This is a genomic window from Ruegeria sp. SATB027, from assembly GCF_059613825.1.
The window spans coordinates 22857-48213 of sequence record NZ_JBXWTH010000093.1 but is presented as its reverse complement, the minus strand read 5'-3'; the positions used below and the strand labels follow the sequence as shown (position 1 = coordinate 48213).

Here is a 25357-nt window from a genome sequence, read left to right as displayed (position 1 = left end):
ATACGCTATAGCGGTAACAGATTTATCCACAAAATGTTAATTTTCATGCACTTACACCAAGTGCGACCGTTTGGACCCGTCAACCCGGTTGAAAAATGTTACGAATATGCAGGTTTTTGCGATTCCTGTGACTTTTTTCTCGCGAATTTGTCACTTTGGGATGCACGTGGTTGTCATGCAGGCTTTAGAAGACCGTCAAGCGCCTTGATCGGCTTCCTTATGGCATCTTTGGTGACATTACCCCGGGGCGGGTGGATGTTCTTTGTGACCTCAACCATCAACACCCCGCCCGCCATGACAGTTGGAATGCGCTGTCCGGTTTTTTCGATCAGACTGCCCGATTTCAACCAGAACCGCCGGAAGGACGGCGGCATGTAAAGAGCCGAGCAATGCGCCTCGGGCAGGAAGTAGTGTGATCTGAGCTGATTTTCCAGCTGAGTGGCGGAATAGGGACGACCAAAGCCAAATGGCGTTTTGTCCGTACGTGACCACAGACCCGCCCGGTTCGGAACAATGAACACGGCCCTGCCACCGGGGCCCAGAACGCGCCAGCACTCCTCCAGCAGCTGGTTTGGCCGCTCGGACGTTTCCAGCCCGTGCATCACCACCAGCTTGTCCACGTGACCGGTTTCAATGGGCCACCGGGTCTCTTCCGTCAGAACCGAGACATTGGGCATCCCCGCAGGCCAGGGCATCACCCCCTGCGGGCCCGGCATCAGCCCGATGACCCGGCGCGCATCGGCCAGATAAGGGCGCAGCAGCGGAACGGCAAAGCCAAAACCGGCAACGGTCTGACCTTTGGCTTCGGGCCAGAGCTCGGTCAGCCGCCCGCGAATAGCTGCCTGTGCCGCGCGCCCAAGGGTGCTGCGGTAGTAGAAGTTCCTCAGATCCTGCACATCAAGATGCATTGCGGACATCCGGTCAATCGGCTTAGCTGGGCGCAGTCTAGCAATGAAAGGGCAAAAGGCCATGCCTCTTGAAATCATTACAATCCCGTGCCTCAGCGACAATTACGCCTTTCTGGCCCATGACAGCGGCAATGGCCAGACTGCGCTGATCGATGCGCCCGAAGCCGCGCCGATTCTTGCAGCGCTGGAAGATCGGGGATGGACGTTGTCACATGTGCTGCTGACCCACCATCACTGGGATCACGTTGAAGGGCTGGCCGAAATTCTGGCCAAGCACCCCGCAAAGGTCATCGGTGCGGCCGCCGACGCGCACCGCCTGCCCCCGCTGGACCAGCAGTTTGCCGAAGGCGACAGCTTTGAGGTGGGTGGCGAACCGGTCGAGGTGCTGGACGTTTCGGGGCACACGGTTGGTCATATCGCGTTTTATCTTCCGCAAAGCGCGGTCGTCTTTACCGCTGACAGCCTGATGGCCCTCGGGTGTGGGCGTCTGTTCGAAGGCAGCCCAGCGCAGATGTGGGCGTCGCTGAGCAAGCTGGCCGCTTTGCCGGACGACACCCTGGTCTGCTCGGGGCACGAATATACACAATCCAACGCGAAATTCGCCATTACCGTCGATCCCGAGAACGCTGCGCTGAAACAGCGAATTGCCGATATCGACCGCGCCCGCGCCGCTGGCGAAGCCACTGTTCCGTCGGTTTTGGCGCTTGAAAAAGCCACCAACCCGTTCCTGAGGGCCACGGATCCGGCGATTCAGGCCCATCTTGGCATGGAAAACGCCGATCCTGTGGCGGTTTTCGCCGAAATTCGGGGTAGAAAAGACAGGTTCTGATGCTTATTTGCCCCTCTTCACGGCCACGGTCACAACAAATGTGACTGTCAAGTGAAAGAAAACCCTTGAAGCCGGGCCACGATCAACCAAACTCTAATAGTATGAGGACATGGTTGGGATGGGGTTCCGGCCGAAAGCCCGCCCCCTTCTGACCCAAGACAGAGGAGCACCCGCGTGCCTTCATTCTCGAGCACACTGGAACAAGCCATCCACGCGGCCTTGGCGGCTGCGAATGAACGGCGACACGAATTTGCAACGCTGGAGCATTTGCTGCTGGCGCTTCTGGAAGAACCCGATGCGGTGCGCGTCATGAAAGCGTGCAGCGTCGATCTGGACGAGTTGCGCAGCACTCTGGTTGAGTTCATAGACGAAGATCTTTCAAATCTGGTCACAGATATTGACGGGTCCGAAGCCGTACCAACGGCAGCGTTCCAGCGCGTCATTCAACGCGCCGCGATCCATGTACAAAGCTCGGGCCGGACCGAAGTGACCGGTGCCAATGTGCTGGTCGCGATATTCGCTGAACGCGAAAGCAATGCCGCCTATTTCCTGCAGGAACAGGACATGACCCGGTATGACGCGGTCAATTTCATCGCCCATGGCGTGGCCAAAGACCCTGCGTATGGCGAAAGCCGGTCGGTATCCGGTGCGGATCAGGTGGAAGAAGAAGCTCAGTCAGGTTCCGGCGACACAGAACAAAAGGAAAGTGCGCTTGGGAAATATTGCATTGACCTGAACGCGAAATCGCGTGCGGGTGATGTCGATCCTCTGATCGGGCGCGCGGATGAGGTGGAACGCTGTATCCAGGTGCTGTGCCGCCGCCGCAAGAACAACCCGCTGCTGGTGGGTGATCCGGGCGTGGGCAAAACCGCCATCGCCGAAGGTCTGGCGCACAAGATCGTCGCCGGAGAGGCGCCGGATGTCTTGGCAAACACCACCATCTACTCGCTGGACATGGGTGCGCTGCTGGCCGGGACCCGTTATCGCGGCGATTTCGAGGAACGCCTGAAAGCGGTTGTAACCGAGCTGGAAGAGCACCCCGACGCGGTGCTGTTCATCGACGAAATTCACACCGTGATCGGTGCTGGTGCAACCTCGGGCGGGGCAATGGATGCCTCGAACCTGCTGAAGCCTGCGTTGCAGGGCGGCAAGCTGCGCACCATGGGCTCGACCACCTACAAAGAGTTTCGCCAGCATTTTGAAAAGGACCGCGCCCTGTCGCGCCGGTTCCAGAAGATCGATGTGAACGAGCCTTCGGTTGAAGACAGCGTCAAGATCCTGCGCGGTCTGAAGCCTTATTTCGAAAAACATCACGACATCAAGTATACCGCTGATGCGATCAAAACGGCGGTCGAGCTGTCGGCACGTTACATCAACGACCGCAAGCTGCCCGACAAGGCCATCGACGTGATTGACGAGGCTGGCGCGGCGCAGCATCTGGTGGCGGAAAGCAAACGGCGCAAAACCATCGGCGTCAAAGAGATTGAGGCCGTGGTTGCCAAGATCGCCCGCATCCCGCCCAAGAACGTCACCAAGGACGATGCCGAGGTGCTGAAAGACCTCGAAGCCTCGCTGAAGCGGGTGGTGTTTGGTCAGAATCTGGCGATCGAGGCGCTGGCCAGCGCAATCAAACTGGCCCGTGCCGGCCTGCGGGAACCCGAAAAGCCCATAGGCAACTATCTGTTTGCCGGCCCAACCGGTGTGGGAAAGACCGAGGTGGCGAAACAGCTTGCGGATACGCTGGGCGTTGAACTGCTGCGTTTCGACATGTCGGAATACATGGAGAAACACGCAGTCAGCCGTCTGATCGGCGCACCTCCGGGGTATGTCGGGTTCGATCAGGGGGGCCTGCTGACCGACGGTGTCGACCAGCATCCACATTGTGTGTTGCTGCTGGACGAGATTGAAAAGGCGCACCCGGACGTGTTCAACATCCTGTTGCAGGTGATGGACCATGGGGAACTGACCGACCATAACGGCCGTACAGTGAATTTCCGCAACGTGGTGCTGATCATGACCTCGAACGCGGGGGCGCAAGAGCAGGCCAAGGCCGCGATCGGGTTCGGTCGTGACCGTCGCGAGGGCGAAGACACCGCCGCGATTGAACGCATGTTCACGCCGGAATTCCGCAACCGACTGGATGCCGTGATCTCGTTCGCGCCGCTGCCGAAAGAGGTCATTTTGCAGGTGGTCGAGAAATTCGTCCTGCAACTGGAAGCGCAGTTGCTGGATCGTGGTGTGACCATTGATCTGACACCCAAAGCCGCCGAATGGCTGGCGGATAAAGGGTATGACGACAAGATGGGTGCGCGCCCGCTGGGTCGCGTCATTCAGGAATACATCAAGAAACCGCTGGCCGAAGAATTGTTGTTTGGCAAGCTGGCAAAAGGCGGTGTGGTCCGTGTCTCGGTCAAGAAAGGTGATCTGGATCTTGAGATCCTTGGCCCGGATCAACCGCGCATTTCGGGTGACAAGCCTCCGCTTCTGACGGCGGACTGATCGCCCGCCGCATTTAACAGAAAACCCGCCTACCAAGGCGGGTTTTTTTGGTTTCGCCCAGCGCTGGCAAGGCCCACCCGCCTACCCGGCGTCGCGTTGGCATCTCGGTTAGGCCGCGTGTGAAACGTCTGGCGGACATGCACCGCCTTGATTTTCCAACGGTTCGGGTCACTGTGGCCGGGATCGCCACTAACCGATTGCGGATCGGCTGTTTGTTTTCGTGGCTGCTAAGGGCCAGTGTCTTTACCTTTCGGTCAGCTTCAACTCGATCCGGCGGTTTTGCGCGTATGCCTCGGGCGTGTCAGCGGGGTTTACGGGCTGGAATTCTCCAAACCCGTTAGCCGCAAGGCGGTTGGGCGGAATGCCCAGCGCGTCAACCATATAGCGCACAACCGACAGCGCGCGACCCTGGCTGAGCTCCCAGTTGTCGCGATACCTGCCCGACCCGGCCAGAGGAACGTTGTCGGTATGGCCGTCGACCCGGATCACCCAGTTCAGACCCGGCGGGATTTCAGCGGCAACACTGCGCAGGATGCTGGCCACCTTGGCGACTTCCTGCTGCCCTTCTGCGGACAGCACGGCGGACCCGGTCGGAAACAGAACCTCGGACGAGAACACGAACCGGTCGCCTTCGATGCGCACCCCTTCCTGACCGCCAAGGACGTCCCGCAAACGACCAAAGAATTCCGAGCGATAGCGTTGCAGGTCCTCGGCCTGTGCCGCCAGTTCCTGGTTCTGCCCGGCCAGAGCCTCGGCCTCGGCCTCAAGACGCAGGCGTTCCGCTTCTTCCAGCAGACGGCGCCTGCGTTCTTCGGATGCGGCACGGGCCAGTGCGGCATTCAGGTCCTGCCCTAACGTCTGAATCTGCACCTCGGCGGCGGCGTTGCGTTCTTCAAAATCATCAAGCAAAGCCTGCAAAGAGCCCAATTGCCCGCGCAGGGCGGCGATCTGCTGGTTCAGCAGGGCGGCTTCTCGCTGCGCCTCGGCAGAGATTTCTTTTTCATCCGAAAGCGTCGCATTTGCGAGGTCCAGCAAGGCCTGCCGCTGCTCGGCCAGAGAGCGTTGCGCATCGGCATCCGCCTGCGCTTGTGTCTGCGCCTGCAAAGCGGCTTCAAGCTGGGCCCGCAGTTCATCCGGGTTCACGTCACCAAACTGACGCTCCAACTCGGCACGCGCCGCTTGTGCTGCCGCCAGCAGGGTGAGTGTGTCTTCAGCCTCTTTGCGTTGCGCTTCGAGTGCGAGTGTCATGGCCGTCAGTTCGGCATCGGCATCCTGAAGGCGGTTACGCAATGCTTCGGCGGCGGCGGCTTCGGCCAGACGGGCGGCCTCTTCATCGCTGAGCTGCTGTTCAAGGTTGGTGATCTGGGCGTCTCGGTCGGCGCTGCCTTGCTCCAGATCCGCCACCAGTGCTTCCAGTGCTTCCCGACGGGCAGCGGCCAAACGGGCGGCTTCGGTCTGTGCGTCGATTTCCTCGCGGCTTTGGGCAAGCGCCAGGTTCAACGCCTCCTGCTCGGTCAGCAGTTTCGCGCGCTGCGATTCAAGCGCTGCAATATCACCCAGTGCCCGTTCCTGTTCGGCCAACAGGGCGGCAACTTGCGCTTCGAAATTGGTGATCCGGGTCTGTGCCTGATCCAAAGCGGCAGCCTGACGGTCGCGCTCGGTGGTCAGTGATGCGATCAGTGACTGGGCTTGCGCCAGATCGTCTTCGGCCTGCGACAAGGTGGTATTCAACGCCCCAAGCCGCGCCTGCAACCGGCTGTTTTCGCGTTCTTCCAGCCCCAGCGCCCCCGCCAGCGCCGCGATTTCGTCGGCCAATGTGGTCAGTTCGTCTTCCTGACCCGAGATGGTTTCGCGCAGCACAAACTGGATCACCATGAAGATGGTCAGCACAAAGGTCAGCACCATCAACAGCCCCGTCATCGCGTCGACGAAACCGGGCCATACCGAGCCCTGGAACCGTTGACCGGTGCGGCGGGACAGCGCCATGGGCTATTCTCCTTCCGGCGAGGTGCGTACCGCACCGCGCGGCAGGGTCAGCGCCTTGACCAGCAGTTCAATATCCTTGCGGAACTCGTTCATGCTTTCCTGACGGCCCGCCGATATCTCTTCGAGGATACGCAGCAGTTGCACATCCATCGAGCGCAGGCGCATCCGGCTTTCGGCGTCGATACCTTCACCCGCACCGTGATCGCGCATGTGATCCAGCAGGGCTTCCTGACCCAGCGCCACGCGCTCCAACGCCGCTGTGACACTTTCGGTATTGGCCTGACGGTTGTTCATCTCACCGATCACATCGACCAGCAAACCCAGCTTGGCGGAAACCTCGGCCCGGTCGCTTTCCTGCGCTGAAAACAGATCCTGCAACGCGTCCATCTGTTCGGACATGGCGTCCAGCACCGGCGTGAGCACGGCAATTTCGGCACCGCCTTCTTCTCCACCCGCGAAACCTACACGGGTGATCGAAGACAGCCATTCTTCGAGCTCGCGATAGAAACGGTTCTGGCCGTGCCCTGCGAAAACTTCGAGCAGACCGACGATCAGCGACCCGGCCAGACCCAGCAGAGACGACCCGAACGCAACGCCCATCCCCTGCAACTGCGCTTCGAGCCCGGTCATCAGGCGGTTGAAAACGGCCAGCCCTTCTTCGCCCTCCTGCGGATTAAGGCTGCGGATCGTATCGACGATGGCAGGTACGGTTGTCGCCAGCCCGAAGAACGTACCCAAAAGACCCAGATAGATCAGCACATTGGTGATATAGCGGGTGATCTCCCGCTCTTCCTCGACCCGTTCGGCCACGGAATCCAGAATGGAGCGGGTCGAGGTCGAACTGATCTGCGACCGCGCGCCCCGTTCGCGCAGCAACGAGGCCAAAGGTGCAAGCAATTGCGGCGTGCGGGCGTCTTCGCGAACAACACCGCCAACAAAGGCCTCGATCCAGCGCACGGACCCGATCAGTTGTGTCACCTGATAGAAACAGGCGAGAACGCCGATCAGAAACACCATCAGGATAAAGCCGTTCAGGTACGGGTTGGCGAAGAACACCGGTAACACATAGGGCAGCGCCAGAAACACACCCAGCCCGGACAGGCCGATCGCCATCAACATCAACAGAATCTGCCGTGTTGGATGCGAGAAATGGGGTCTCGCGCCCTGATGTGCCTGCGCCATGCGCGTGGTTCCCGGTATTTGCCTGCTCTGCGTCGAAACTAGCGAAATTCCACTGGTGACGCCAAGAGTTTATGCGGTAATACTGCGCACCCGTTGCGCCAACCACTCAAGATCGGGGTCGCGCAGGCCGATCTCGGCCAGATGTTCGGCGGTATTGTAAAGGTATTCGTCATTCGGGCCGCGTCCGCCAACCGCATGGGCGATGATCCGGGCCTGATCCTCCAACGGCATGCCACCGCAGTATTGCACGTGGTCCGCATCGATCACATAGGTCACGGCGTTGACGATGTCACCATTTTCCAGGTGCACATCCAGCATACGTTCGACATAGGCCGACGAGATCAGCTCGCGCTCGCGCAGTTCGTGCAGGGTGCGGTCTTCGTGACCGGTTTCAACCGCAAGGGCCAGACCGGTACAAATCGCGTTTGCCTGTTCGTCCAGCGCCAGCACCAGCCCCGGTTCTTCCTCGGTTCCCCGATGGTGGATCGAGCTCATGCAGAAGGACCGGGCATAGCCATGCAATGTCGCACGTTCGCTGCGCGCGACCGGAAAGCCCGGATTCCACAGCAGCGATCCATAACCGAAAACCCACATCGTCATTGCACTGGTCCTTGCCCGTTTGGGCCTATAAACATCAATTCCGAGGCAGGAAAAAGGGCCAAAGCTCATGCGCCGTGTCATACGAGTGATCATTTTTATCGGCGTCCTGTGGAGCGCATATTGGTTTGTCGCCGGATATGGTCTGCGCGCGGCGATCACTGGCTGGTTTGATCAACAACAGGCGCGCGGCTGGCTGGCTGATTTCTCGGACGTGGCAACGGCAGGGTATCCGACCTATCACGTGACTCGTCTGAACAACCCTGCCCTTGCAGATCCGGTGAATGGCACAGCCTGGCGTGCGGACTGGATCGAATTCGAAAGCCCCGCGATCTGGCCCGGCCGGCAGGTGCTGCGGTTTGCCGAGACGCCGCAACGACTGTCTTACTACGATCAAACCTCAACGATTGTCGCCGATGAATTGATTGCAGAACTACAGTTGCAGCCCGGCGTTTCGCTTGTGCTTGAGAAACTGGCGCTGACGGCAGGGGCATGGTCGGTGACCGAAAACTCCACAGCGCTGGCCGCCGGGGACACCCTGAGCCTGATCATGGCGCAAACATCCCAGCCCGAAGCCTATGCCATTACCGCCCGCGCGGATGGGTTCACACCCGGTAACCGGTTGCGGGCCCTTATGAACTCGGCCGCGTCGCTGCCGCAGTCCTTCGAAACGCTGGAACTGGACATGATCACCACGTTCAGCAAAGTCTGGGACAGGTCAGCGCTGGAACACAGCAGACCACAGCCCGTGGCCATCGACCTGCGACTGGCCGAGATCAAATGGGGTGGGTTGCGTCTGTTTGCTGCCGGTAAACTGGATGTAGACGCGCAGGGTGTTCCCAGTGGCGAGATCGCCGTCAAGGCCGAGAACTGGCGCGATATGGTCGACATGGCAAACGCGGCAGGTGCCCTGCCTGATCAGGCGGTTGATCCTGTCACCCGCGCACTGAATTTTCTGGCAGGGCTGGGCGGCAACCCCAACGCGCTGGACCTTCAGCTGAACTTCCGGGATGGTTTTGTCGCCCTGGGGCCGGTGCCGCTGGGCCCTGCCCCGCGGCTGATCCTTCGTTAACGGCAATACGCTCCGCTGCGGTAGCGTGCCGTATCCAGATGGAAATGATCGCGATGGTAGCTATCCGAGTTCGGCCCCAAAACGGTGCCGAACGGGCCACACGCGCCGCGCCAGATTTTCTGCAGCTGCTTCTGTGACGGGTTCTTGCGCCATCCTTCCAAGACGGTCACCACCTCACCATCGGCCATTTTGAAGGCCGAAATATCGATCGCGCGCCCTTTGCCGTGCTCGGAAATCCGCGCGCCTTTGCGGTTGTTACGGGTTCGGCAGGCATAATGAGCCGCCACTTGCAATTCGACCACCGGGCCGCGACGTTTGAAGGTGGGTTTGACTGTCTTATCGACCCATTTGTTCAGCGCAACGGCGGTGCCGCAATCCATTGTCGACGGGCGGCTGAGTGCCACACCGGAAACAGAGGTGATCTGCACTGCATCTTTTACGCCACAGGCTGAATTCTCGCTGCCGACCCTGCCGACGGGCTTGCCCTGAATTGCGATATCTCCGCAAACGGACCCTTTGCGCAGCTTGCGTTTTTTGAAAAGCACCTGCTGTTCAAGCGATTCAGGTCTCATGTTAGGCATCAGCGAGGTGTCGGGCCCCAGCAGTGGCAAATCCGAAGGTCGCGCCAGGGCGGCAGTGACCTGCGGTGAAACCGGACGTGAGATGGGGCGCAGATCGGTTATGGCCGCGACGGACACCGGGGCAACGGCGGACACAACCTGTACGTTGTGCTGGTCCAGAATCGGACGTGCAGGAGGAACCAGAGATCGTTCCAGAGGTGCTGCCTGTGTGGCCATGGCGCACAACGCCATGATCCCGATCAGAAATTGCCCCCGGTATGACCTCATGAACCTGCCTTTCCCCGCCCGAAATCCGGTGCGTCGGTGTCCTGCCCTGCATCGATGATGCCGCGACGAATAGCACGGGTATGGGTGAAGTAGTCAAACAAATGTTCCCCGTCCCCGGTGCGGATGGCACGTTGCAGCGCAAACAGCTCCTCCGTGAACCGGCCCAGGATTTCCAGTGTCGCATCTTTGTTGGACAGGAACACATCACGCCACATGGTCGGGTCCGATGCCGCGATGCGGGTGAAATCCCGAAAACCCGCGGCCGAGTATTTGATCACTTCACTATCGGTCACCCGGCGCAGATCGTCGGCCACACCAACCATCGTGTAGGCGATCAGGTGCGGCGCATGGGACGTGACGGCCAGAACCAGATCGTGATGATCGGCGTCCATCTCATCCACATGGGACCCCATACCTTCCCACAACGCCCGAAGGCGGGCGATTGCATCCGGGTCGGTCCCTTCGACAGGCACCAGCAGGCACCAGCGATTGTCGAACAATTTTGCGAAACCCGATTCCGGACCGGAATGCTCTGTCCCAGCCAAAGGATGCGCGGGAATGAAATGCACACCTTCGGGGATATGCGGCTGAACCGCCTGAATGACATGCCGCTTGACCGACCCCACGTCCGACAGGGTCGCGCCGGGCTTGAGCACGGGCGCGATGTCTTCTGCGACGGCCCCCATTGCCCCCACGGGCACGCAAAGAACGACAAGATCCGCACCTTCGACCGCTTCGCGCGCCGTGTCACAGACGCGGTCGCACAGCCCGATTCTGCGCGCCGTGTCACGTGTCGCCTCGGACCGGGCATAGCCGGTCACTTCCCCGGCCAGGCCTCCACGCTTGATCGCCCAGAACATGGAGGACGCAATCAGGCCCAGCCCGATCAGCGCAACCCGGTCGTAAATCTGGCTCATGCTGCACCCTCTTTGAATGCTGTAATCGCCGCAACGACGCGGCGGCAGGCTTCCTCATCGCCCACGGTGATCCGCAGGGCATTCGGCAGGTTGTAGCCTGCAACCCGGCGGACAATCAAACCCTGCGTCTTCAGATAGTCGTCACAGGCCTCGGCCTCGGTCCTGTCGGCAAAACGCGCGAGGATGAAATTGGTGCAGGACGGGTCCGAGGGCACGCCGATCTTGTCCAGCTCCTCGGCCAGCCACACCCGAAGGCGCGCATTTTCGGATTGGCAGAACGTCAGGAATTCGACGTCGCTGATCGCTGCTTCGGCTGCGGCCAGTGCTGTCAAAGACAGGTTGAAGGGCTGACGCACCCGGTTCAGTACATCGATAATCGATTGGTGCGCATACCCCCAGCCGACCCGCATCCCGCCCAGCCCGTACACTTTCGAGAATGTGCGGGTCATGATCACGTTCTCATACGCATCCACCAAAGACGCGCCGCCATCGAAACCGTCGACGAATTCGGCATAGGCGCCGTCCAAGACCATCAGGCAGGTATCGGGCAGACCCTGCGCCAGACGGTCCAGTTCGTCGTTCGAGATCATGGTCGAGGTCGGGTTACCGGGGTTGGTGACAAACACGATCCGCGTTTGGCTGGTTGCGGCGGCCAGAATGGCATCCACATCAACTTTGCGGTCGCGCTCGGCCACCATGACCGGCGTGGCACCTGCCATGCGGGCAATGATCGGGTACATGGAAAACCCGTGCTCGGTATAGATCACCTCATCCCCCGGCCCTGCATATGCCTGAGCGATGAATTGCAGCACCTCGTCGCTGCCGACACCGCAGATGATCTGCGCAGGGTCCAGCCCGTGACGTGCGCCGATGGCCGCGCGCAAACTGGCGTGGTCGGTGTTGGGGTACCGATGCAAAGTGGCCGCGCTGTCGCGCACCGCCTCAATTGCTTTGGGGCTGGGGCCGAACGGGTTCTCGTTCGAGCTCAGCTTGATCACATGCTCAACCCCCGCCACATGTGACTGGCCGCCCTGATAAAGCGCGATGTCCATAATGCCGGGTTGCGGGGTGATCTTGGTCATGAGAGGCTCCGTTGATTGGGCCCCTCATACCTGTCTCAACGGATTGAGAAAAGCGGCAATTCCATCATGCGGCCTTGAAGCGCGCAGTCGCCGGGTCGGCGTTGTAATACGGCACGAATTCCTCGGTACGGCGCGACAGGTCATTGACACTGTCGATGATGAATTGAACCGTTTCCTCGCTCATCAGGTACGAGAAATTCAGGCGTACCCAGCCGGGTTTCTTCATCTCTTCACCCGCAGACAAGGCCGCGTGCAGCGCCTCGGACGCGGCGCGGTCAATCCCCAGCAGGCGGTGGGCATAAGGCCCTGCGCAGGCACATCCGCCACGTGCCTGAATGCCGTAGACGTCGCTGAGCATCCGGGTAAACAGCTGCTGATGCACAGGCTGTCCCGCGTTGTCGCGCACAAGGAAAGAGAAGATCGGCAGGCGATGCGAATTATTGACCCCAAGCAATGTCAGGTGCGGGTTATCCTTCCACCCGTCCAGCGCCATCTGGTTGTACTGCGCCTCGCGTCTTGCGATTTCTTCCGTGCCGACGACATCCTTGACGATAAAGGCCAGCGCCGCGCGGATATCACCGATCACGTTGGGCGTTCCCGCCTCTTCCCGCGCAGACAGGTCCGCACTGTAGTCATGCCGCCACGGTGACACGAAACTGACGGTGCCGCCGCCCGGCCAGCTGGGGCAGTTCCGTTTGACTGCAGCCCGGTTTACGATCAGAACACCCGACGCGCCCGGGCCACCCGGGAACTTGTGCGGGGAAACGACAATCGCATCCTTGCGCGCGTCCACCGGCCCCATATCCATCGGCAGGTAAGGCCCGCCACCGGCGTAATCCCAAATCGCCACGGCACCGTGCGCCTTGAGCAACCGCGTCACCGGATCAGGGTCCGTGACAATTCCGGTTACATTGGACGCCGCCGAAAAGGAACCGATCAGAAGATCTGCGCCCGCATGGGTCAACAGCGCGGTTTCCAGCGCCCCCAGGTCAACACCGCCACCTTCGGCTTCGGGGATTTCAACCACAAGTGCCTTGCTTTCCCGCCACGGCAGGATGTTCGAGTGATGCTCGTACGGACCAATCAAGACAACCGGTTGGTCGGCCTCTGCCACCCCGAGCAGGCTGACCAACCGGTTGAGCCCCGCAGTGGCGCCAGACCCGGTGAAGATCACCGCGTCCTCTTCCTGGGCACCAACAATGCGGGCTATTTCCGCCCGCGCCTCGCGGCGCAGATGTGTCATGTAAGATCCGCAGTAAGAGGCCTCGGTGTGGCTGTTCGCGTAAAACGGCAACACATGTTGCGCCACAAAGTCTTCGACCTGCCGCAAGGCGCGACCCGAAGCGACGTAATCCGCATAGACAAGCGGCACGTCCCCATGCAGACCCGGGATCAGAACATTCTCTCCGATCAGCCCATCGCGCAGGTTTGAATTGTGAGCGGTGGAACAGAGTTCCGCACGAAACTTGGACAGGGACATTGCATTGGCTCCTAACTGTCCGACTAATGTGATTTATTGTCAGCGCGAAAACTTCACCTATTATTGCATAGATTTTAAAATCTTTGTGTCATATGATCAGTAATGGCATCAAAATTGGATCAAATTGACACACGCATTCTGAAAGAACTGCAGAAGGACGCCACCCTGTCGCAACGGGAGTTAGCGGATCGTGCGGGGCTTTCGCAGAACGCCTGCTGGCGGCGGCTGAAGGCTTTGAACGAAGATGGCGTCCTGATCGGTTCAACCGCCCGCATCGCACGCGAGAAATTGGGCCTGAGCCTTGTGGTCTTTGTCATGCTGCGCACGCGGCATCATTCGGCCGAGTGGCTACAGGCCTTTCGCAGCCACGTTCTGACGATCCCCGAGGTCGTGGATTTTCATCGGATTGGCGGTGACTACGATTATCAGCTGAAAGTCGTCACACAGGATATGGCGTCTTACGACAAGGTGTATCAACGGCTGATCGAAAAGGTCGAGCTGGACAGCGTCACGTCGTATTTCGCGATGGAAGCAATCGCCGAAGGACGGCCTTTGCCGATATGATCACGCCGTAAACAGCGGGCGTTTTTGTTTGAAAAAGGGCACCATGATGTCGCGGAACGCGACCAGTTTTGCCGAAGGCCAAACGTCCGGGTGCGCCACGATCCAGATATCTGCGTAGGGTTGCGGTGAAAGGACCGGAACCTGCACCAAGCCCCGAAGTGAGCGGCCCAGAAACACCGGCATACGCACAACGCCCAACCCTGATTGTGCGGCAGCCGCCATCGCGACCATGTCATCAAAGCGCATATGTATCCGCGAGTTCGGATAGATTTTGTCGACGCCGTCCGGCAGGTTCGGCTGCTTTTCGTAAAGCAACCAATCCACGGGCGCGTTCGGATCTTGCTGCATTCGCGCGGCCCATTCCGACGTTGCAAAACAAGCGCTGTGCTGTTGCGTCAGGCGCAGACCTTTCAACGTATCGCCGGGGTTGCGGCTGATCCGGATCGCAATGTCGGCTTCGCGTCGATTAAGGTCCAGAATCTCGTTTGCCGCGCGCACCTGCAAAGACACAGCAGGGTGCCTTTGAGCAAACTCGCCCAGCGCCGGGGCCAGCACAAGGGCAATTAACAGTTGCGGCGCGGTTAAGGTCAGCTGCCCTTCCAACCGGGCATCCCGCCCTGACAAACCGCGCAGCATTGCGTGTTCTGCGCTTTCCATCCGGGCAGCATACGCAGCGACTAGGTGCGCTGCTTCTGTCGGTCGATACCCGTCGGTCAGCCTTTCGAACAGCACTTCGCCTGTCGCAGCTTCGGCGCGGGCTATACGGCGGGCAACAGTTGTGTAGTTGACGCCAAGCTCTTGTGCCGCGGCGGACAGGGTACGCCTGCGGACCACGGCGAGTACGGCCCGGTAATCATCCCAATAAATATCCATACATGCAAATTTGCACATCATTGATGCAAATACACGCGTTTTCGCAAAGCAGATCACACCCTAGCTTTTGCCCACACATCAAGGAGCAAAGCCATGATCTATGCCTACGCAAAACTTACCGTAAAGAATCCCGACGCGCTGGCCGCTTATCGCGAACAGGCCGGGCCTGCACTGGCCCGCCATGGCGGAAAGGTCGAACACGCCACCAAAGAAACAACCGCGCTGGACGGCACACCGGACTTGCCTGACGTTGCAGCCCTGCTTTCCTTTCCCAACAGGGACGCGGCGCTGGGATGGATCAACGACCCGGAACTAAAAGACATTCACGAGCTGCGTCGCAGCGCAGGCGCGTCGGATATCGTTCTGCTGGGCTGAAAATGAAAAGAGCCGCACCCAAAGGTGCGGCTCTGAATGCCAGGTCGGAATGCGAAGATCAGTTCTTCGCGTAGAATTCGACGACCAGGTTCGGTTCCATCATGACCGGGTACGGCACATCGCTCAGGCCCGGTGCGCGAACGAACGTTGCAGTCATTTTCGAGTGGTCGGCATCGATGTAGTCAGGAACATCACGCTCGGCCAGGGCAACAGCTTCCAGAACAACAGCCAGTTGCTTGGACTTGTCACGCACTTCGATGACGTCGCCTTCTTTGACGCGGTAGCTGGGGATATTCACCCGCTTGCCGTTCACTTTGACGTGGCCATGGTTCACGAACTGACGCGCCGCGAAGACGGTCGGTACGAACTTGGCGCGATAGACGACGGCGTCCAGACGGCGCTCCAGCAGGCCGATCAGGTTTTCACCGGTGTCGCCTTTTACACGCTCGGCTTCGGCATAGATGCGGCGGAACTGCTTTTCGGTCAGGTCGCCGTAGTAGCCTTTCAGCTTCTGCTTGGCACGCAGCTGCAGACCGAAGTCCGACAGTTTGCCCTTGCGGCGCTGACCGTGCTGGCCGGGGCCGTATTCACGACGGTTGACCGGGGATTTCGGACGACCCCAGATGTTTTCGCCCATCCGGCGGTCGATTTTGTACTTGGCAGACGTGCGTTTGGTCACGGCTGATCTCCTTCTTTAGGTCGATGCCCAAACGGGCAACTATGAAGGGCGTTGTCCTCTTGAGGTTTCCCTCATGACAGGCTTCCCCTTGCGGGGGCCACCAACACCAATGAAGCCGCGCTTATATCCGCAAAGCCGGCAGAGTCAACACGGCATTCAACGCAGTTTCGAATATCTGCAAAGATATGTTCGCCGCAGGCAGCACAGGCCCCTGCGCGCATAGCGACGGTTGCCGTCACACCGCTTTCATCAAGAAAAATGCAGGTCGCGTTCAGGCCGGAAAGGCAACGACATTCCCGCCGCCTTCAACACCCGCCTTGTGCACCATCACAACCTCGGTCACGTCGACGATCCAGAATTCTTCATCCCGTGGCGGGCATGCGCCATCGAAAACGATGGTCGGTGCTGCATCATTGGTGTCGGCAACAAGGTTGGCTGAAAACCGCTGCGACCCATTGGTAAGTGTCAAAGCACCAGTCACGTGGCCGGAAACTTCCCGGACAATCGGGAAGCGGTTTTGTATGCGGGTTGCAGCGCCCCGCGCATATCCAATCTGTTCGACGCTGCTCTCGGCTTCTGCGCTCAGCACTATCGCCTGTCCGCGCCATGACCAAGCCGCGCCGACGGCCAGACACGCCAGAGGCGCGTCCTCGAGTCCGTCAATTTCAGTTTGATCCCATGAAATGGCTACCTGACCGTTAACTCCGGCTCTCATCTGCCCACTCGCACTATTTAACATCCCGATATTCAATCATTGCTTATCAGCACCAAATCCGGCGGAAAAGAGACAGGAATGAAGCATTCACAAGAATGTTGCAGAAGTGAATCAAAAATATGTGTTTGCCTTGATCCAAGCTGATTATCTGAGCATCAGCTTGCTGCGGCGACCCAGGGAATGGTTTCTGATCAGAGATCAAGATGGAAAAACCCACCCGTGAGAGTGGTGGTCACACTTCCTTAGTCAGACATGCGATCCGACGGAGCGTTTTGGTGATGGGCGCTAAGCTGCTGCTGGACCGTCCATGGACCTTGACGCCGAGTGTAACAGCATTGGCGGCAACAAGCGTTCTTTTGACCTTGTGCACTGGTGTGGCCCTGCCGATCTATTTCAAACTGGTGCACACGCTAGGGTCCATGGACGTCGCAAGCCAGGCGTATCTGCGCGCCGGTGTCGGTGTGATGCCGGGTCTGGCCATCCTGGGTGAGACATTAACCTGCCCTGTGGCGATAGGGCTTTTCTCGGTCATTGGTGCACCTGCAGTATTTCACCAGCCGCCATGGACCGCCCTGTTGAATCGGCTCATAGCTGCCTTACCTCAGCGACCGTCGATGCCGTGGTGCGGCCTGTTCGTTTTCGTAAGGTCGCGTGACGAGACCGCATTCGAGAAAACACCCCGCTTGCGAACTGCAGACGGGGCGCTTTGCCAAAACGACTAGGTTGTTGGGGTTCAATAACCCGCGGTAAAGGCGGCACGTGGAAATTTGGGCGATTGGGCCTCATCTACAATTGCCACTGCAAAATCTTCCATGGAGATTTCTGAGTTGCCGGCGTCATCAACAATCAGGTTATCTGTGTCGGTTCTGAATACGCCCCGGCGTTCACCGGGCTGCAATAAGGCGGACGGGCTGGCATAGGTCCAGTTTGCTGAGGCATCCGATGAACAGAGTTCCCACTGCGCCATGGATGCACGTGCGGTTGGGACTATGCTTTCAGGCAGAAAGTCTGGATCTGATAAGACAGTGTGCGGGCTGCCATCGGGCATATGCAGACGAGCGGCACCCCCAATAATAATTACGCGAAGACGGACAAGAGATGCGACATGCAGGATGGATCGGGTCAAAGCAACAATTTCACCTTCACGCCCGGCCGGTGTACGCACAGCGCTTATGGCCAAATCCTGGCCAGCCATCGCAGCGGCCAATGCCGCAGGGTCTGCGACATCTGCAACAACCGGCTTGGCACCCTTGGGTAGTTTTTTGAGCCCCGCCTCGTTTCGAACTGCCGCAGTAACCTCATGGCCACGCGAAATGGCCTCAGTCACGACACGAGAACCGACGTCGCCAGTGGCACCAAATACAACAAGTTTCATGAGCATTCTCCTTTTGAGACGAGGTGTGAATTGGAAGTTCTTGAAAGTACGGAATTGCCCATCTGCCCAGCACGCTGTCCAAGCCAGATTGCCGTGAGCACAACCCCGGCTCCGGCGATCTGGGTGGGTGTCAAAGCCTGACCAAGAAGCATCCATCCAATAATGACTGCGGAAAGCGGGCTGAGAAAACCAAGGGCTGAAACGGCGCCGGGTTCGATCCGGGAAACGCCCCGGAACCATAAGATGTATGTCAGCGCAGCCCCGATCAGAGTGAGATAGACGATGCCGGTGATGTTTTGCGTATTCAATGGTGGAAACGCAGGCTCAAACAGAAGCGCCAAAGGTACCAGCAACAGCCCCCCTGCCGTGAGTTGCCAGGCCGCCAAAGTCAAAAGGGGCACAGGGGCTTGCCACTTCCGGGTCAGAACTGTGCCCGCCCCCATGGAGGCTGCGCCCCCGATGCCCGCAATCACTCCAATCGGATCAAGTGAAATCCCCGAACCAAGAACAAGAAGTCCGACCCCAAAGATACCGATCAGTGCCGCGACCACCGCAGACACCTTGACCGTCGTACCAATCAGTACCCCGGCCAAGAATACGACAATCAAAGGCTGAACCGCCCCAACAGTTGCGGCTACACCGCCAGGCAGTCGGTACGCCGCCACAAATAGCAATGTCCAGAACGCGGTGAAGTTGAGCGCACCGAGAACGAAGGCGCGTATCCACCAGATACCCTGCGGCAATTGCCGGGCAAGAACAAGCAATAGCAGGCCAGCGGGCAAAGCCCGTAGGGCAGCCATAGTGACTGGATACCCGGCCGGAAGGAATTCAGTCGTAACGTAGTACGTGCTGCCCCAGACCAGCGGCGCGATTGCAGTGAGCGCGATGTCGACATGATGTTTCATGAGGAATCTCCATTTATCTTGACGTCAAGATATTGTTCATTCTCTTGACGTCAAGATAAATCTTCGCAATATGCTTCCATGGACCACATTGATCGTATCATTTCGCAATGGAACAAAGCCCGACCCGACCTTGATGTCGGACCGATGGAAACGATTGGGCGTCTCTCCCGCCTGGTGGCTCAACTCAGAAAAGAGATGGACAAAACCTGGAAGGTTTACGGGCTTAACCTCGCCAGCTTTGATGTACTGGCGACTCTGCGCAGATCCGGAAAGCCTGAAGGCTTGTCGCCCGGGGAATTGCTTGACCTGACCATGGTGACGTCCGGGACAATGACCAACCGGATTGACCAGCTCGTCAAGGCAGGTCTGGTAGAGCGCGTACCAAATCCTGAAGATAAACGGGGTTTTTTGATACGTTTGACCAAGGCCGGGTTCTCAAAAATCGAAAATGTCGTTTCAGATCACGTTGAAACACAACATCGGCTCTTGAGAGGGTTATCACCCACGCAGCGCGAAAACCTGAATGAATTGCTTAAAACACTGGGCAAGGCGATTGACGTAGACGCGAAATGAATACCGGAAAGTTGGCGCGCCCCAAGAAACCAACACACTCTCAGAATACGACTTTGCATTGGAACTAACTACCGATGCCTAGGGTCAGGATGCATTGATTTTCAAGGCGCTGCATGATTCACGGCTCGAAAAATGGAGTGGTGATATGAGTGACCTTTTCTGGCTGACCGACGAGCAGATGGCCAAACTTTCCCCTTTCTTCCCGCGGTCGCACGGCAAGCCACGGGTCGATGACAAGAGGGTGCTGAGCGGGATTATCTTCAATCAATCGCAATGGGTTGCGGTGGCGTGACGCTCCCAAAGAATACGGACCGCACAAGACGCTTTATAGCCGGTGGAAGCGTTGGAGTGAGAAAGGCATCTTCGCGCGGATGATGGTCGGCTTGGCAGCCGAACACGGCGAGGAAAAGACCGTGATGATCCCCTCTCGGGACATTGCTCCGCAATGCCCTGCCGGGCAGTGGACGTGACCTATCTGAAAGCACATCGCACCGCGACCAGCATGGCCGCGAAAAAGGGGGGCGTGGCCGCCTGATTGGCCGAACCAAGGGCGGCATGAGTACTAAACTGCATGCTATCTGTGACAGCCAAGGGCGACCGATCAGCCTTTTTGTCACCGCTGGCCAAGTCAGTGACTACATCGGTGCGCGAGCGCTACTGAGCAGCATACCAGAAGTCGACTGGCTGCTCGGGGATCGCGGCTATGATGCAGACGGGTTCCGAGACGCGTTGAAAGACAAAGGAATAAGCGCCTGCATCCCAGGTCGAAAGCAACGCAAGACAACTGTGAAGTATGACAAGCGCCGATACAAACGGCGCAACCGTATTGAGATCATGTTTGGTAGGCTCAAGGACTGGAGGCGCGTAGTGACACGTTATGATCGCTGTCCCAAAGTCTTCCTCTCCGCTATCGCCCTCGCAGCAACCGTCATCTATTGGTTATGAATCCTGACCCTAGAAGGCAAATCTGATTTGCTGTCTTCACCATTGAGGCCGTCCAGCACGATCCTGACCTTCTGTTCCGCAGAGTAAAGTTTGCGCGTCGCGCGACGAATGTCTTTACGACTTTCTCGCCGTGGCTCTGCTTGGTTCCGGGTTTCTGTCTCATCTCCACTTCTTGGTGGCCACGATGTACCAGCAGCGCTATCGCCATTCATCAACTCCGCTAGACAGGAGAAAGGCCCCGGAAGAATTCCGTGGCCGTTTTCTCATATCTCCAGCCAAAATGACCTATTAAAACGTTTAGGTCATGTCGCGTGGCACGCCACACACATTCGTGCAGCGCTTCATACCTATCCGCATTTGGAATGACCGCAGTTCCGGCAGGTCATGCAGCCTTCGATCATGACCATGTCGTACTGACCGCAGGACGGGCAGGCTTTGCCGCGTGGCGCGTCTAGGTTCACCACCTGCGCCTGGGGGTCGGATTTCAGCCCCATCCCCTCGCCTTCCAGAAAGCCGATGGCAACCATGTGCTGTTCGATCACGCCCCCGATCGCGGCCAGGATCGATGGGATATACTTGCCTTTGACCCACGCCCCGCCGCGCGGGTCGAAAACGGCTTTCAGCTCTTCGACCACAAAGGACACGTCCCCACCCCGACGGAACACGGCCGAGATCATCCGCGTCAGCGCCAGTGTCCAGGCGTAATGTTCCATATTCTTGGAGTTGATGAACACTTCGAACGGGCGGCGGCGGCCCGAGATGATGATGTCGTTGATGGTCAGATAAATCGCGTGCTCGCTATCGGGCCATTTCAGCTTGTAAGTCGACCCCTCCAGCGATTGCGGGCGATCCAGCGGTTCGGACATGTAGATGACGTCGCCGCCTTCAATTTCATGAGGCGCATTCGCGCTTTCCCCCGGCACCTTGTCATCGCTTTCCGAAACGGTCAGAACCGAGCCGGTCACATCGTTGGGGCGATAGGTCGTGCACCCTTTGCAGCCCTGATCCCAGGCCTGCATGTAGACATCCTTGAAGGCGTCAAAGCTGATATCTTCCGGGCAGTTGATGGTCTTGGAGATCGAGCTGTCTATCCATTTCTGCGCTGCCGCCTGCATCTTGACGTGATCCGACGGCGACAGGGTCTGGGCATTGACGAAATAGTCCGGCAGCGCTGCGTCGCCGAACTTGTCGCGCCACATCTGAACGGCGTAATCCACGACCTCTTCTTCGGTGCGCGAGCCGTCTTTTTGCAGAACCTTGCGGGTGTAGGCATAGGCAAAGACCGGTTCAATCCCCGACGACACGTTCCCGGCATAAAGCGAAATCGTGCCCGTGGGCGCAATCGAGGTCAGCAGAGCGTTGCGGATGCCATGTTCGCGGATCGCATCGCGGACGTCGTCATCCATTTGCTGCATCGTGCCGCTGGCCAGATATTTCTCGGCGTCGAACAGGGGGAACGCGCCTTTCTCCTTAGCCAGATCGACCGAGGCCAGATATGCGGCTCGGGCGATTGCGTGCAACCAGCGTTCCGTCTGGCGCGCCGCCTCGTCGGACCCATAGCGCAGGCCCAGCATCAGCAGCGCATCCGCAAGACCCGTCACGCCCAGCCCGATGCGGCGCTTGTCCTGCGCTTCCGCCTCTTGCTCGGCCAGCGGGAATTTTGACGCGTCCACGACGTTATCCATCATGCGCACGGCTGTCGCGACCAGTTCCTGCAACGCCGGTTCATCCAGATGCGCGGCATCCCCAAACGGTTCGGCAACCAGCCGCGCCAGATTGATCGAGCCCAGCAGGCAAGCCCCGTACGGTGGCAAAGGCTGTTCGCCACAGGGGTTCGTCGCGGCGATGGTTTCAACATAGCTCAGGTTGTTGGCCTGATTGATGCGGTCGATGAAGATCACGCCCGGTTCAGCATAATCATATGTGGCCTGCATGATCTTGTTCCACAGATCGCGCGCCTGAACGGTATGATAGATCTTGCCGTCAAATTGCAACTCCCACGGGCCGTCGGCCTTGACCGCCTCCATGAAGGGATCGGTCACCAGCACTGACATGTTGAACATGCGCAGGCGGGCCGGGTCGGATTTGGCGGTGATGAACTGTTCGATATCGGGGTGATCGCAGCGCATGGTGGCCATCATCGCCCCCCGGCGCGAACCCGCGGACATGATCGTGCGGCACATTGCGTCCCACACATCCATAAAGCTGAGCGGGCCCGAGGCATCTGCCGCCACACCTTTCACATCCGCGCCACGCGGGCGGATGGTCGAGAAATCATAGCCGATCCCGCCCCCCTGCTGCATGGTCAGCGCGGCCTCTTTCAGCATGTCAAAGATGCCGCCCATGCTGTCGGGGATGGTGCCCATAACGAAGCAGTTGAACAGTGTCACCTGCCGCGCGGTGCCTGCGCCAGCAGTGATGCGCCCGGCGGGCAGATATTTGAAATCTTCCAGTGCCTCGTAGAACCTGTCTTCCCAATGATCCGGGTCGTCCTCGACCCGCGCGAGGTCACGGGCGATGCGTCGCCAGCTGTCTTCAACCGTCTGATCGATGGGCGTGCCATCCGCCTGTTTGAAGCGGTATTTCATGTCCCAGATCTGCTCGGCGATGGGGGCGGCAAAGCGGCTCATTGGTGATTCCCTGTGCTGAAAGAGGTATCCAGACTAACACCCACTACACCTTGATGAAAGCCAATCCTGAGCTACAATGGATAGATAGCAAAGGGACGACTCTGTGGGAAAGCTGTGGATAAGTACGTGAACCTCATCAAACTTTCGGTTGGTTCGGAAAGCGTGGACTCTTTGATCGCGTGGCAGGACAGCCGCAAACCGCTTTATGAGGACGGATATCCGCGCCACGTAACCCGCATGTGGCCCAAACGTGATGCCGAGATTCTAAATGGCGGATCAATCTATTGGGTCATCAAGGGTGTCGTACAGTGCCGTCAGCGCATTCTGCGCCTGGACGAGGTGATCGGCGAGGACGGTATCCGCCGCTGCGCCATCGTTCTCGACCCTAACGTACATCGGACCCAGAACGCCTTGAAACGCCCGTTTCAGGGGTGGCGATACCTGAAGCCCGAAGATACACCAGCCGACTTGCCGAAAGGGCGCGCGCAGGATGACACCCTGCCCGATGATCTGAACCGCGCCCTTGCGGATATCGGTGTGCTGTAATTACCGCAGCCGATCCAGCAATTCCGTCAGAACCGCCTTATCCGCCGCGTCGACCTTTGCAACCCGGCTGCGCCACAACGTGGCCTGCGATTGCAGGATCAGACCGTCCGACAGGATCTTGAGGTGGTTTGCCCGCAGGGTTTCACCTGAGGAGGTGATATCGGCAATTGCCTCGGCTGTTTCGTTCATGACCGTACCTTCGGTCGCCCCCTGGCTGTCGACCAGAGTGTAATCGGCCACGCCCGCGTCGGTCAGGAACTCCCGCACCAGTCGGTGATATTTGGTGGCGATCCGCAGCCGGTGGCCATGGGTGTTGCGAAATGCTGCTGCTGCCGCATCGAGATCGTCCAGCGTGTCCACATCGACCCAGCAGGCGGGTGTGGCAATGATCAGATCGGCTTTGCCAAAGCCCAGCTGCGCAATCTCTTCGACCTGCTGTTCCCAGCGCGGAAGTTTTTCTTGCACCAGATCGATGCCGGTGACGCCCAGATGAATACGGCCCGACGCAAGTTCGCGCGGAATCTCACCCGCCGACAACAGAACCAGCGAGACGCCGTCAATCCCGTCAACCCTACCCGCATATTCCCGGTCCGAGCCGTTGCGGGACAGCACGATGCCATGTTTTTCGAACCATGATACGGTCTTTTCCATCAACCGGCCCTTCGAAGGCACGCCCAGTTTCACACTCATTGCGCGGCCTCCTCGATTTCAAGCATCAGGTCCGGGCGGATCACGCCACCGATTGCGGGGATTTCGGCCCCATCCCCCAAGCGGCGCGTCAGCGCATCATAGCGCCCACCGGTGGCGACGGGCGGCAGGTCGGGACGGCCTTCGGCGTAGAACCCAAAGACAAACCCGTCATAATATTCCATTGATGTCCGGCCATAAGACGCTTCGAAATCCAGCCGTGCAACATCGACGCCACGCGCTTGCAGGGCTGCGATCCGCGCCTCCAACCGGTCCAGCGCCGGGGTGATCTGCGGCAGATCCACTGCCACATCCCTCAGCTGTTCCAACGCGAAGGGCATGGTTTCACGCACATTCAGCAGCGTTTCCAACCCGGCCAGCTCATTGTCAGAGATCGGCGGCGCAGCGCGATCTTCGCGCAGGGCTTTGATCCGGTCGGCAATCTCGGGCGCGCGACGCTTGCCGATCATCGGAACATCAATCGCCATTGGGTCGTCCGCGTCCAAAAGCGCGTCACGGCCTTCGGGCCCCGGTTTACGCCCTGCAAACCGGTCCAGCAGCGCACGAAACCGGCGCGGCCGCCACAGGTGCCGCATCAGCGCGGCCTTGCGGCGGTCTGTGGTCCGAAGACCTTCGACAGCCGCCGTCAGGATACCGATATCCCCGGTCGCTGCGCGCAGAGGCAGCCCGCGCAGTTGCAGCGCCATCAGCGAAAACACTTCGGCATCGGCACCAGCGGGATCATCGCGGTCAAAAACCTCGTACCCCACCTGAATATATTCGTTCGAACGGTCCGGGTCGTGTTCCTGACGGCGGAACACCTCACCTGAATAGGTATAGCGCGCTGGCTCGGCCCCGTCCCGCATGTGCATCTGAACAACAGGCAGGGTGAAATCCGGGCGCAGCATCTGCTCGCCCCGCAGCGCGTCCGAGGTGACGTAGGCACGGGCGCGGATATCCTCGCCATAGAGGTCCAGCAACATTTCAGCGGGTTGCAGCAGCGGGGTATCCACCACCTGCGCGCCCGCAACCTCGAACCGGACACGCATCATCGCGGCACGGGCCTGTATCTGGGAACGGTTGGGCATGG

General features: G+C 59.1%; 24 protein-coding genes and 2 pseudogenes. 9 read left to right on the top strand and 17 right to left on the bottom strand.

The genetic code is table 11. The features are described 5' to 3' along the window. Positions 1–173: 173 nt before the first annotated feature. Complete coding sequence (locus AC2FPW_RS21235) at positions 174–908, bottom strand: class I SAM-dependent methyltransferase (protein ID WP_480622105.1); 735 nt, start codon at positions 906–908, stop codon at positions 174–176. Between the two features lie 61 nt (positions 909–969). Here AC2FPW_RS21235 and gloB point away from each other — a divergent pair, with 61 nt between their 5' ends. Further along, a complete protein-coding gene (gene gloB, locus AC2FPW_RS21230) occupies positions 970–1737 on the top strand; it encodes a hydroxyacylglutathione hydrolase (protein ID WP_496815281.1) in 768 nt (255 codons plus the stop codon). Positions 1738–1911: 174 nt separating this feature from the next. Then, complete coding sequence (gene clpA / locus AC2FPW_RS21225) at positions 1912–4236, top strand: ATP-dependent Clp protease ATP-binding subunit ClpA (RefSeq protein WP_267363009.1); 2325 nt, start codon at positions 1912–1914, stop codon at positions 4234–4236. A 243-nt stretch (positions 4237–4479) separates the two neighbouring features. Here clpA and AC2FPW_RS21220 read toward each other — a convergent pair whose 3' ends face one another. The 3 genes from AC2FPW_RS21220 to AC2FPW_RS21210 all read right to left on the bottom strand — a co-directional run bounded on the left by AC2FPW_RS21220 (position 4480) and on the right by AC2FPW_RS21210 (position 8004). After that, the gene (locus AC2FPW_RS21220; RefSeq protein WP_496815280.1) at positions 4480–6222 is read right to left on the bottom strand and encodes a peptidoglycan -binding protein; all 1743 of its coding nucleotides are present in this window, start codon (positions 6220–6222) and stop codon (positions 4480–4482) included. Between the two features lie 3 nt (positions 6223–6225). Further along, positions 6226–7404, bottom strand: coding sequence for a biopolymer transporter ExbB (locus tag AC2FPW_RS21215; protein ID WP_267365630.1), 1179 nt, complete (start codon positions 7402–7404; stop codon positions 6226–6228). A gap of 69 nt (positions 7405–7473) precedes the next feature. Beyond that, on the bottom strand, positions 7474–8004 hold the full coding sequence (locus AC2FPW_RS21210) for a gamma-glutamylcyclotransferase (protein WP_267365629.1): 531 nt from the start codon (positions 8002–8004) through the stop codon (positions 7474–7476). Positions 8005–8071: 67 nt separating this feature from the next. Between AC2FPW_RS21210 and AC2FPW_RS21205 the strand changes: the two genes are divergently transcribed. Continuing rightward, the gene (locus AC2FPW_RS21205) at positions 8072–9073 is read left to right on the top strand and encodes a DUF2125 domain-containing protein (RefSeq protein WP_496815278.1); all 1002 of its coding nucleotides are present in this window, start codon (positions 8072–8074) and stop codon (positions 9071–9073) included. Here the strand turns inward: AC2FPW_RS21205 and AC2FPW_RS21200 are convergent. From AC2FPW_RS21200 to AC2FPW_RS21185, 4 genes are all read right to left on the bottom strand, one after another. Next, positions 9070–9921: an extensin-like domain-containing protein gene (locus AC2FPW_RS21200; protein WP_480482298.1), complete on the bottom strand. Its 852-nt coding sequence runs from the start codon at positions 9919–9921 to the stop codon at positions 9070–9072. The two genes, AC2FPW_RS21205 and AC2FPW_RS21200, sit on opposite strands and share 4 nt — an antisense overlap. Beyond that, positions 9918–10838 carry a prephenate/arogenate dehydrogenase family protein gene (locus AC2FPW_RS21195; protein WP_267365625.1) on the bottom strand — a complete coding sequence of 307 codons (921 nt, stop codon included), beginning with the start codon at positions 10836–10838 and terminating at the stop codon, positions 9918–9920. The genes AC2FPW_RS21200 and AC2FPW_RS21195 overlap by 4 nt, the downstream gene beginning before the upstream one ends. Further along, positions 10835–11920, bottom strand: a complete 1086-nt coding sequence (gene hisC, locus AC2FPW_RS21190; RefSeq protein ID WP_496815277.1) for a histidinol-phosphate transaminase — start codon at positions 11918–11920, stop codon at positions 10835–10837. Before hisC ends, AC2FPW_RS21195 begins: the two co-directional genes overlap by 4 nt. Before the next feature lie 64 nt (positions 11921–11984). After that, entirely contained in the window at positions 11985–13400 is a 1416-nt protein-coding gene (locus AC2FPW_RS21185; RefSeq protein WP_480587963.1) for an aminotransferase class V-fold PLP-dependent enzyme, read from the bottom strand. A gap of 102 nt (positions 13401–13502) precedes the next feature. Here AC2FPW_RS21185 and AC2FPW_RS21180 point away from each other — a divergent pair, with 102 nt between their 5' ends. Next, positions 13503–13964: an Lrp/AsnC family transcriptional regulator gene (locus tag AC2FPW_RS21180; protein ID WP_267365621.1), complete on the top strand. Its 462-nt coding sequence runs from the start codon at positions 13503–13505 to the stop codon at positions 13962–13964. Here AC2FPW_RS21180 and AC2FPW_RS21175 read toward each other — a convergent pair whose 3' ends face one another. Beyond that, the gene (locus tag AC2FPW_RS21175) at positions 13965–14837 is read right to left on the bottom strand and encodes a LysR family transcriptional regulator (protein WP_496815276.1); all 873 of its coding nucleotides are present in this window, start codon (positions 14835–14837) and stop codon (positions 13965–13967) included. 93 nt (positions 14838–14930) lie between these two features. Between AC2FPW_RS21175 and AC2FPW_RS21170 the strand changes: the two genes are divergently transcribed. Beyond that, positions 14931–15212 carry a DUF1330 domain-containing protein gene (locus AC2FPW_RS21170; protein ID WP_480482308.1) on the top strand — a complete coding sequence of 94 codons (282 nt, stop codon included), beginning with the start codon at positions 14931–14933 and terminating at the stop codon, positions 15210–15212. A gap of 58 nt (positions 15213–15270) precedes the next feature. On the opposite strand, the gene rpsD is transcribed toward AC2FPW_RS21170, so the two are convergent. Next, positions 15271–15891 carry a 30S ribosomal protein S4 gene (rpsD, locus tag AC2FPW_RS21165; RefSeq protein ID WP_170374584.1) on the bottom strand — a complete coding sequence of 207 codons (621 nt, stop codon included), beginning with the start codon at positions 15889–15891 and terminating at the stop codon, positions 15271–15273. A gap of 271 nt (positions 15892–16162) precedes the next feature. Further along, positions 16163–16606, bottom strand: a complete 444-nt coding sequence (locus tag AC2FPW_RS21160; RefSeq protein WP_480482310.1) for a hypothetical protein — start codon at positions 16604–16606, stop codon at positions 16163–16165. A 278-nt stretch (positions 16607–16884) separates the two neighbouring features. Here AC2FPW_RS21160 and AC2FPW_RS21155 point away from each other — a divergent pair, with 278 nt between their 5' ends. Then, on the top strand, positions 16885–17328 hold the full coding sequence (locus AC2FPW_RS21155; protein ID WP_496815274.1) for a hypothetical protein: 444 nt from the start codon (positions 16885–16887) through the stop codon (positions 17326–17328). An 11-nt stretch (positions 17329–17339) separates the two neighbouring features. On the opposite strand, the gene AC2FPW_RS21150 is transcribed toward AC2FPW_RS21155, so the two are convergent. Together AC2FPW_RS21150 and AC2FPW_RS21145 are read right to left on the bottom strand one after the other, a co-directional pair. Then, positions 17340–17981 carry an NAD(P)-dependent oxidoreductase gene (locus AC2FPW_RS21150; RefSeq protein ID WP_496815272.1) on the bottom strand — a complete coding sequence of 214 codons (642 nt, stop codon included), beginning with the start codon at positions 17979–17981 and terminating at the stop codon, positions 17340–17342. Beyond that, on the bottom strand, positions 17978–18886 hold the full coding sequence (locus AC2FPW_RS21145; protein ID WP_480919144.1) for an EamA family transporter: 909 nt from the start codon (positions 18884–18886) through the stop codon (positions 17978–17980). Before AC2FPW_RS21145 ends, AC2FPW_RS21150 begins: the two co-directional genes overlap by 4 nt. Before the next feature lie 78 nt (positions 18887–18964). On the opposite strand from AC2FPW_RS21145, the gene AC2FPW_RS21140 reads away from it, so the two are divergent. Both AC2FPW_RS21140 and AC2FPW_RS21135 read left to right on the top strand, forming a co-directional pair. After that, a complete protein-coding gene (locus tag AC2FPW_RS21140; RefSeq protein ID WP_496815270.1) occupies positions 18965–19459 on the top strand; it encodes a MarR family winged helix-turn-helix transcriptional regulator in 495 nt (164 codons plus the stop codon). A 145-nt stretch (positions 19460–19604) separates the two neighbouring features. Beyond that, positions 19605–20404: pseudogene (locus AC2FPW_RS21135) on the top strand (IS5 family transposase). Positions 20405–20421: 17 nt separating this feature from the next. Here the strand turns inward: AC2FPW_RS21135 and AC2FPW_RS21130 are convergent. Both AC2FPW_RS21130 and AC2FPW_RS21125 read right to left on the bottom strand, forming a co-directional pair. Further along, positions 20422–20567 (bottom strand): annotated as a pseudogene (locus tag AC2FPW_RS21130) (IS3 family transposase); the annotation flags it as partial. Positions 20568–20751: 184 nt separating this feature from the next. Then, positions 20752–23034, bottom strand: a complete 2283-nt coding sequence (locus AC2FPW_RS21125) for an adenosylcobalamin-dependent ribonucleoside-diphosphate reductase (RefSeq protein WP_496815268.1) — start codon at positions 23032–23034, stop codon at positions 20752–20754. A gap of 114 nt (positions 23035–23148) precedes the next feature. Here AC2FPW_RS21125 and AC2FPW_RS21120 point away from each other — a divergent pair, with 114 nt between their 5' ends. Beyond that, complete coding sequence (locus AC2FPW_RS21120; protein ID WP_267363648.1) at positions 23149–23580, top strand: DUF1489 family protein; 432 nt, start codon at positions 23149–23151, stop codon at positions 23578–23580. On the opposite strand, the gene hisG is transcribed toward AC2FPW_RS21120, so the two are convergent. Both hisG and AC2FPW_RS21110 read right to left on the bottom strand, forming a co-directional pair. Then, positions 23581–24270, bottom strand: coding sequence for an ATP phosphoribosyltransferase (gene hisG / locus AC2FPW_RS21115; protein WP_267363646.1), 690 nt, complete (start codon positions 24268–24270; stop codon positions 23581–23583). Beyond that, positions 24267–25355, bottom strand: coding sequence for an ATP phosphoribosyltransferase regulatory subunit (locus tag AC2FPW_RS21110; protein ID WP_496815267.1), 1089 nt, complete (start codon positions 25353–25355; stop codon positions 24267–24269). Before AC2FPW_RS21110 ends, hisG begins: the two co-directional genes overlap by 4 nt. Positions 25356–25357: the final 2 nt, after the last annotated feature.

Coding starts and splice junctions, on each gene's coding strand:
- AC2FPW_RS21185 (WP_480587963.1), bottom strand. CDS start 13,400: ATGTCCCTGTCCAAGTTTCGTGCGGAACTCTGTTCCACCGCTCACAAT.
- AC2FPW_RS21210 (WP_267365629.1), bottom strand. CDS start 8,004: ATGACGATGTGGGTTTTCGGTTATGGATCGCTGCTGTGGAATCCGGGC.
- AC2FPW_RS21170 (WP_480482308.1), top strand. CDS start 14,931: ATGATCTATGCCTACGCAAAACTTACCGTAAAGAATCCCGACGCGCTG.
- AC2FPW_RS21215 (WP_267365630.1), bottom strand. CDS start 7,404: ATGGCGCAGGCACATCAGGGCGCGAGACCCCATTTCTCGCATCCAACA.
- hisG (WP_267363646.1), bottom strand. CDS start 24,270: ATGAGTGTGAAACTGGGCGTGCCTTCGAAGGGCCGGTTGATGGAAAAG.
- AC2FPW_RS21220 (WP_496815280.1), bottom strand. CDS start 6,222: ATGGCGCTGTCCCGCCGCACCGGTCAACGGTTCCAGGGCTCGGTATGG.
- AC2FPW_RS21175 (WP_496815276.1), bottom strand. CDS start 14,837: ATGGATATTTATTGGGATGATTACCGGGCCGTACTCGCCGTGGTCCGC.
- AC2FPW_RS21235 (WP_480622105.1), bottom strand. CDS start 908: ATGCATCTTGATGTGCAGGATCTGAGGAACTTCTACTACCGCAGCACC.
- hisC (WP_496815277.1), bottom strand. CDS start 11,920: ATGACCAAGATCACCCCGCAACCCGGCATTATGGACATCGCGCTTTAT.
- gloB (WP_496815281.1), top strand. CDS start 970: ATGCCTCTTGAAATCATTACAATCCCGTGCCTCAGCGACAATTACGCC.
- AC2FPW_RS21150 (WP_496815272.1), bottom strand. CDS start 17,981: ATGAAACTTGTTGTATTTGGTGCCACTGGCGACGTCGGTTCTCGTGTC.
- AC2FPW_RS21140 (WP_496815270.1), top strand. CDS start 18,965: ATGGACCACATTGATCGTATCATTTCGCAATGGAACAAAGCCCGACCC.
- AC2FPW_RS21205 (WP_496815278.1), top strand. CDS start 8,072: ATGCGCCGTGTCATACGAGTGATCATTTTTATCGGCGTCCTGTGGAGC.
- AC2FPW_RS21110 (WP_496815267.1), bottom strand. CDS start 25,355: ATGCCCAACCGTTCCCAGATACAGGCCCGTGCCGCGATGATGCGTGTC.
- AC2FPW_RS21200 (WP_480482298.1), bottom strand. CDS start 9,921: ATGAGGTCATACCGGGGGCAATTTCTGATCGGGATCATGGCGTTGTGC.
- AC2FPW_RS21155 (WP_496815274.1), top strand. CDS start 16,885: ATGGGCGCTAAGCTGCTGCTGGACCGTCCATGGACCTTGACGCCGAGT.
- AC2FPW_RS21145 (WP_480919144.1), bottom strand. CDS start 18,886: ATGAAACATCATGTCGACATCGCGCTCACTGCAATCGCGCCGCTGGTC.
- AC2FPW_RS21195 (WP_267365625.1), bottom strand. CDS start 10,838: ATGAGCCAGATTTACGACCGGGTTGCGCTGATCGGGCTGGGCCTGATT.
- AC2FPW_RS21180 (WP_267365621.1), top strand. CDS start 13,503: ATGGCATCAAAATTGGATCAAATTGACACACGCATTCTGAAAGAACTG.
- AC2FPW_RS21125 (WP_496815268.1), bottom strand. CDS start 23,034: ATGAGCCGCTTTGCCGCCCCCATCGCCGAGCAGATCTGGGACATGAAA.
- AC2FPW_RS21160 (WP_480482310.1), bottom strand. CDS start 16,606: ATGAGAGCCGGAGTTAACGGTCAGGTAGCCATTTCATGGGATCAAACT.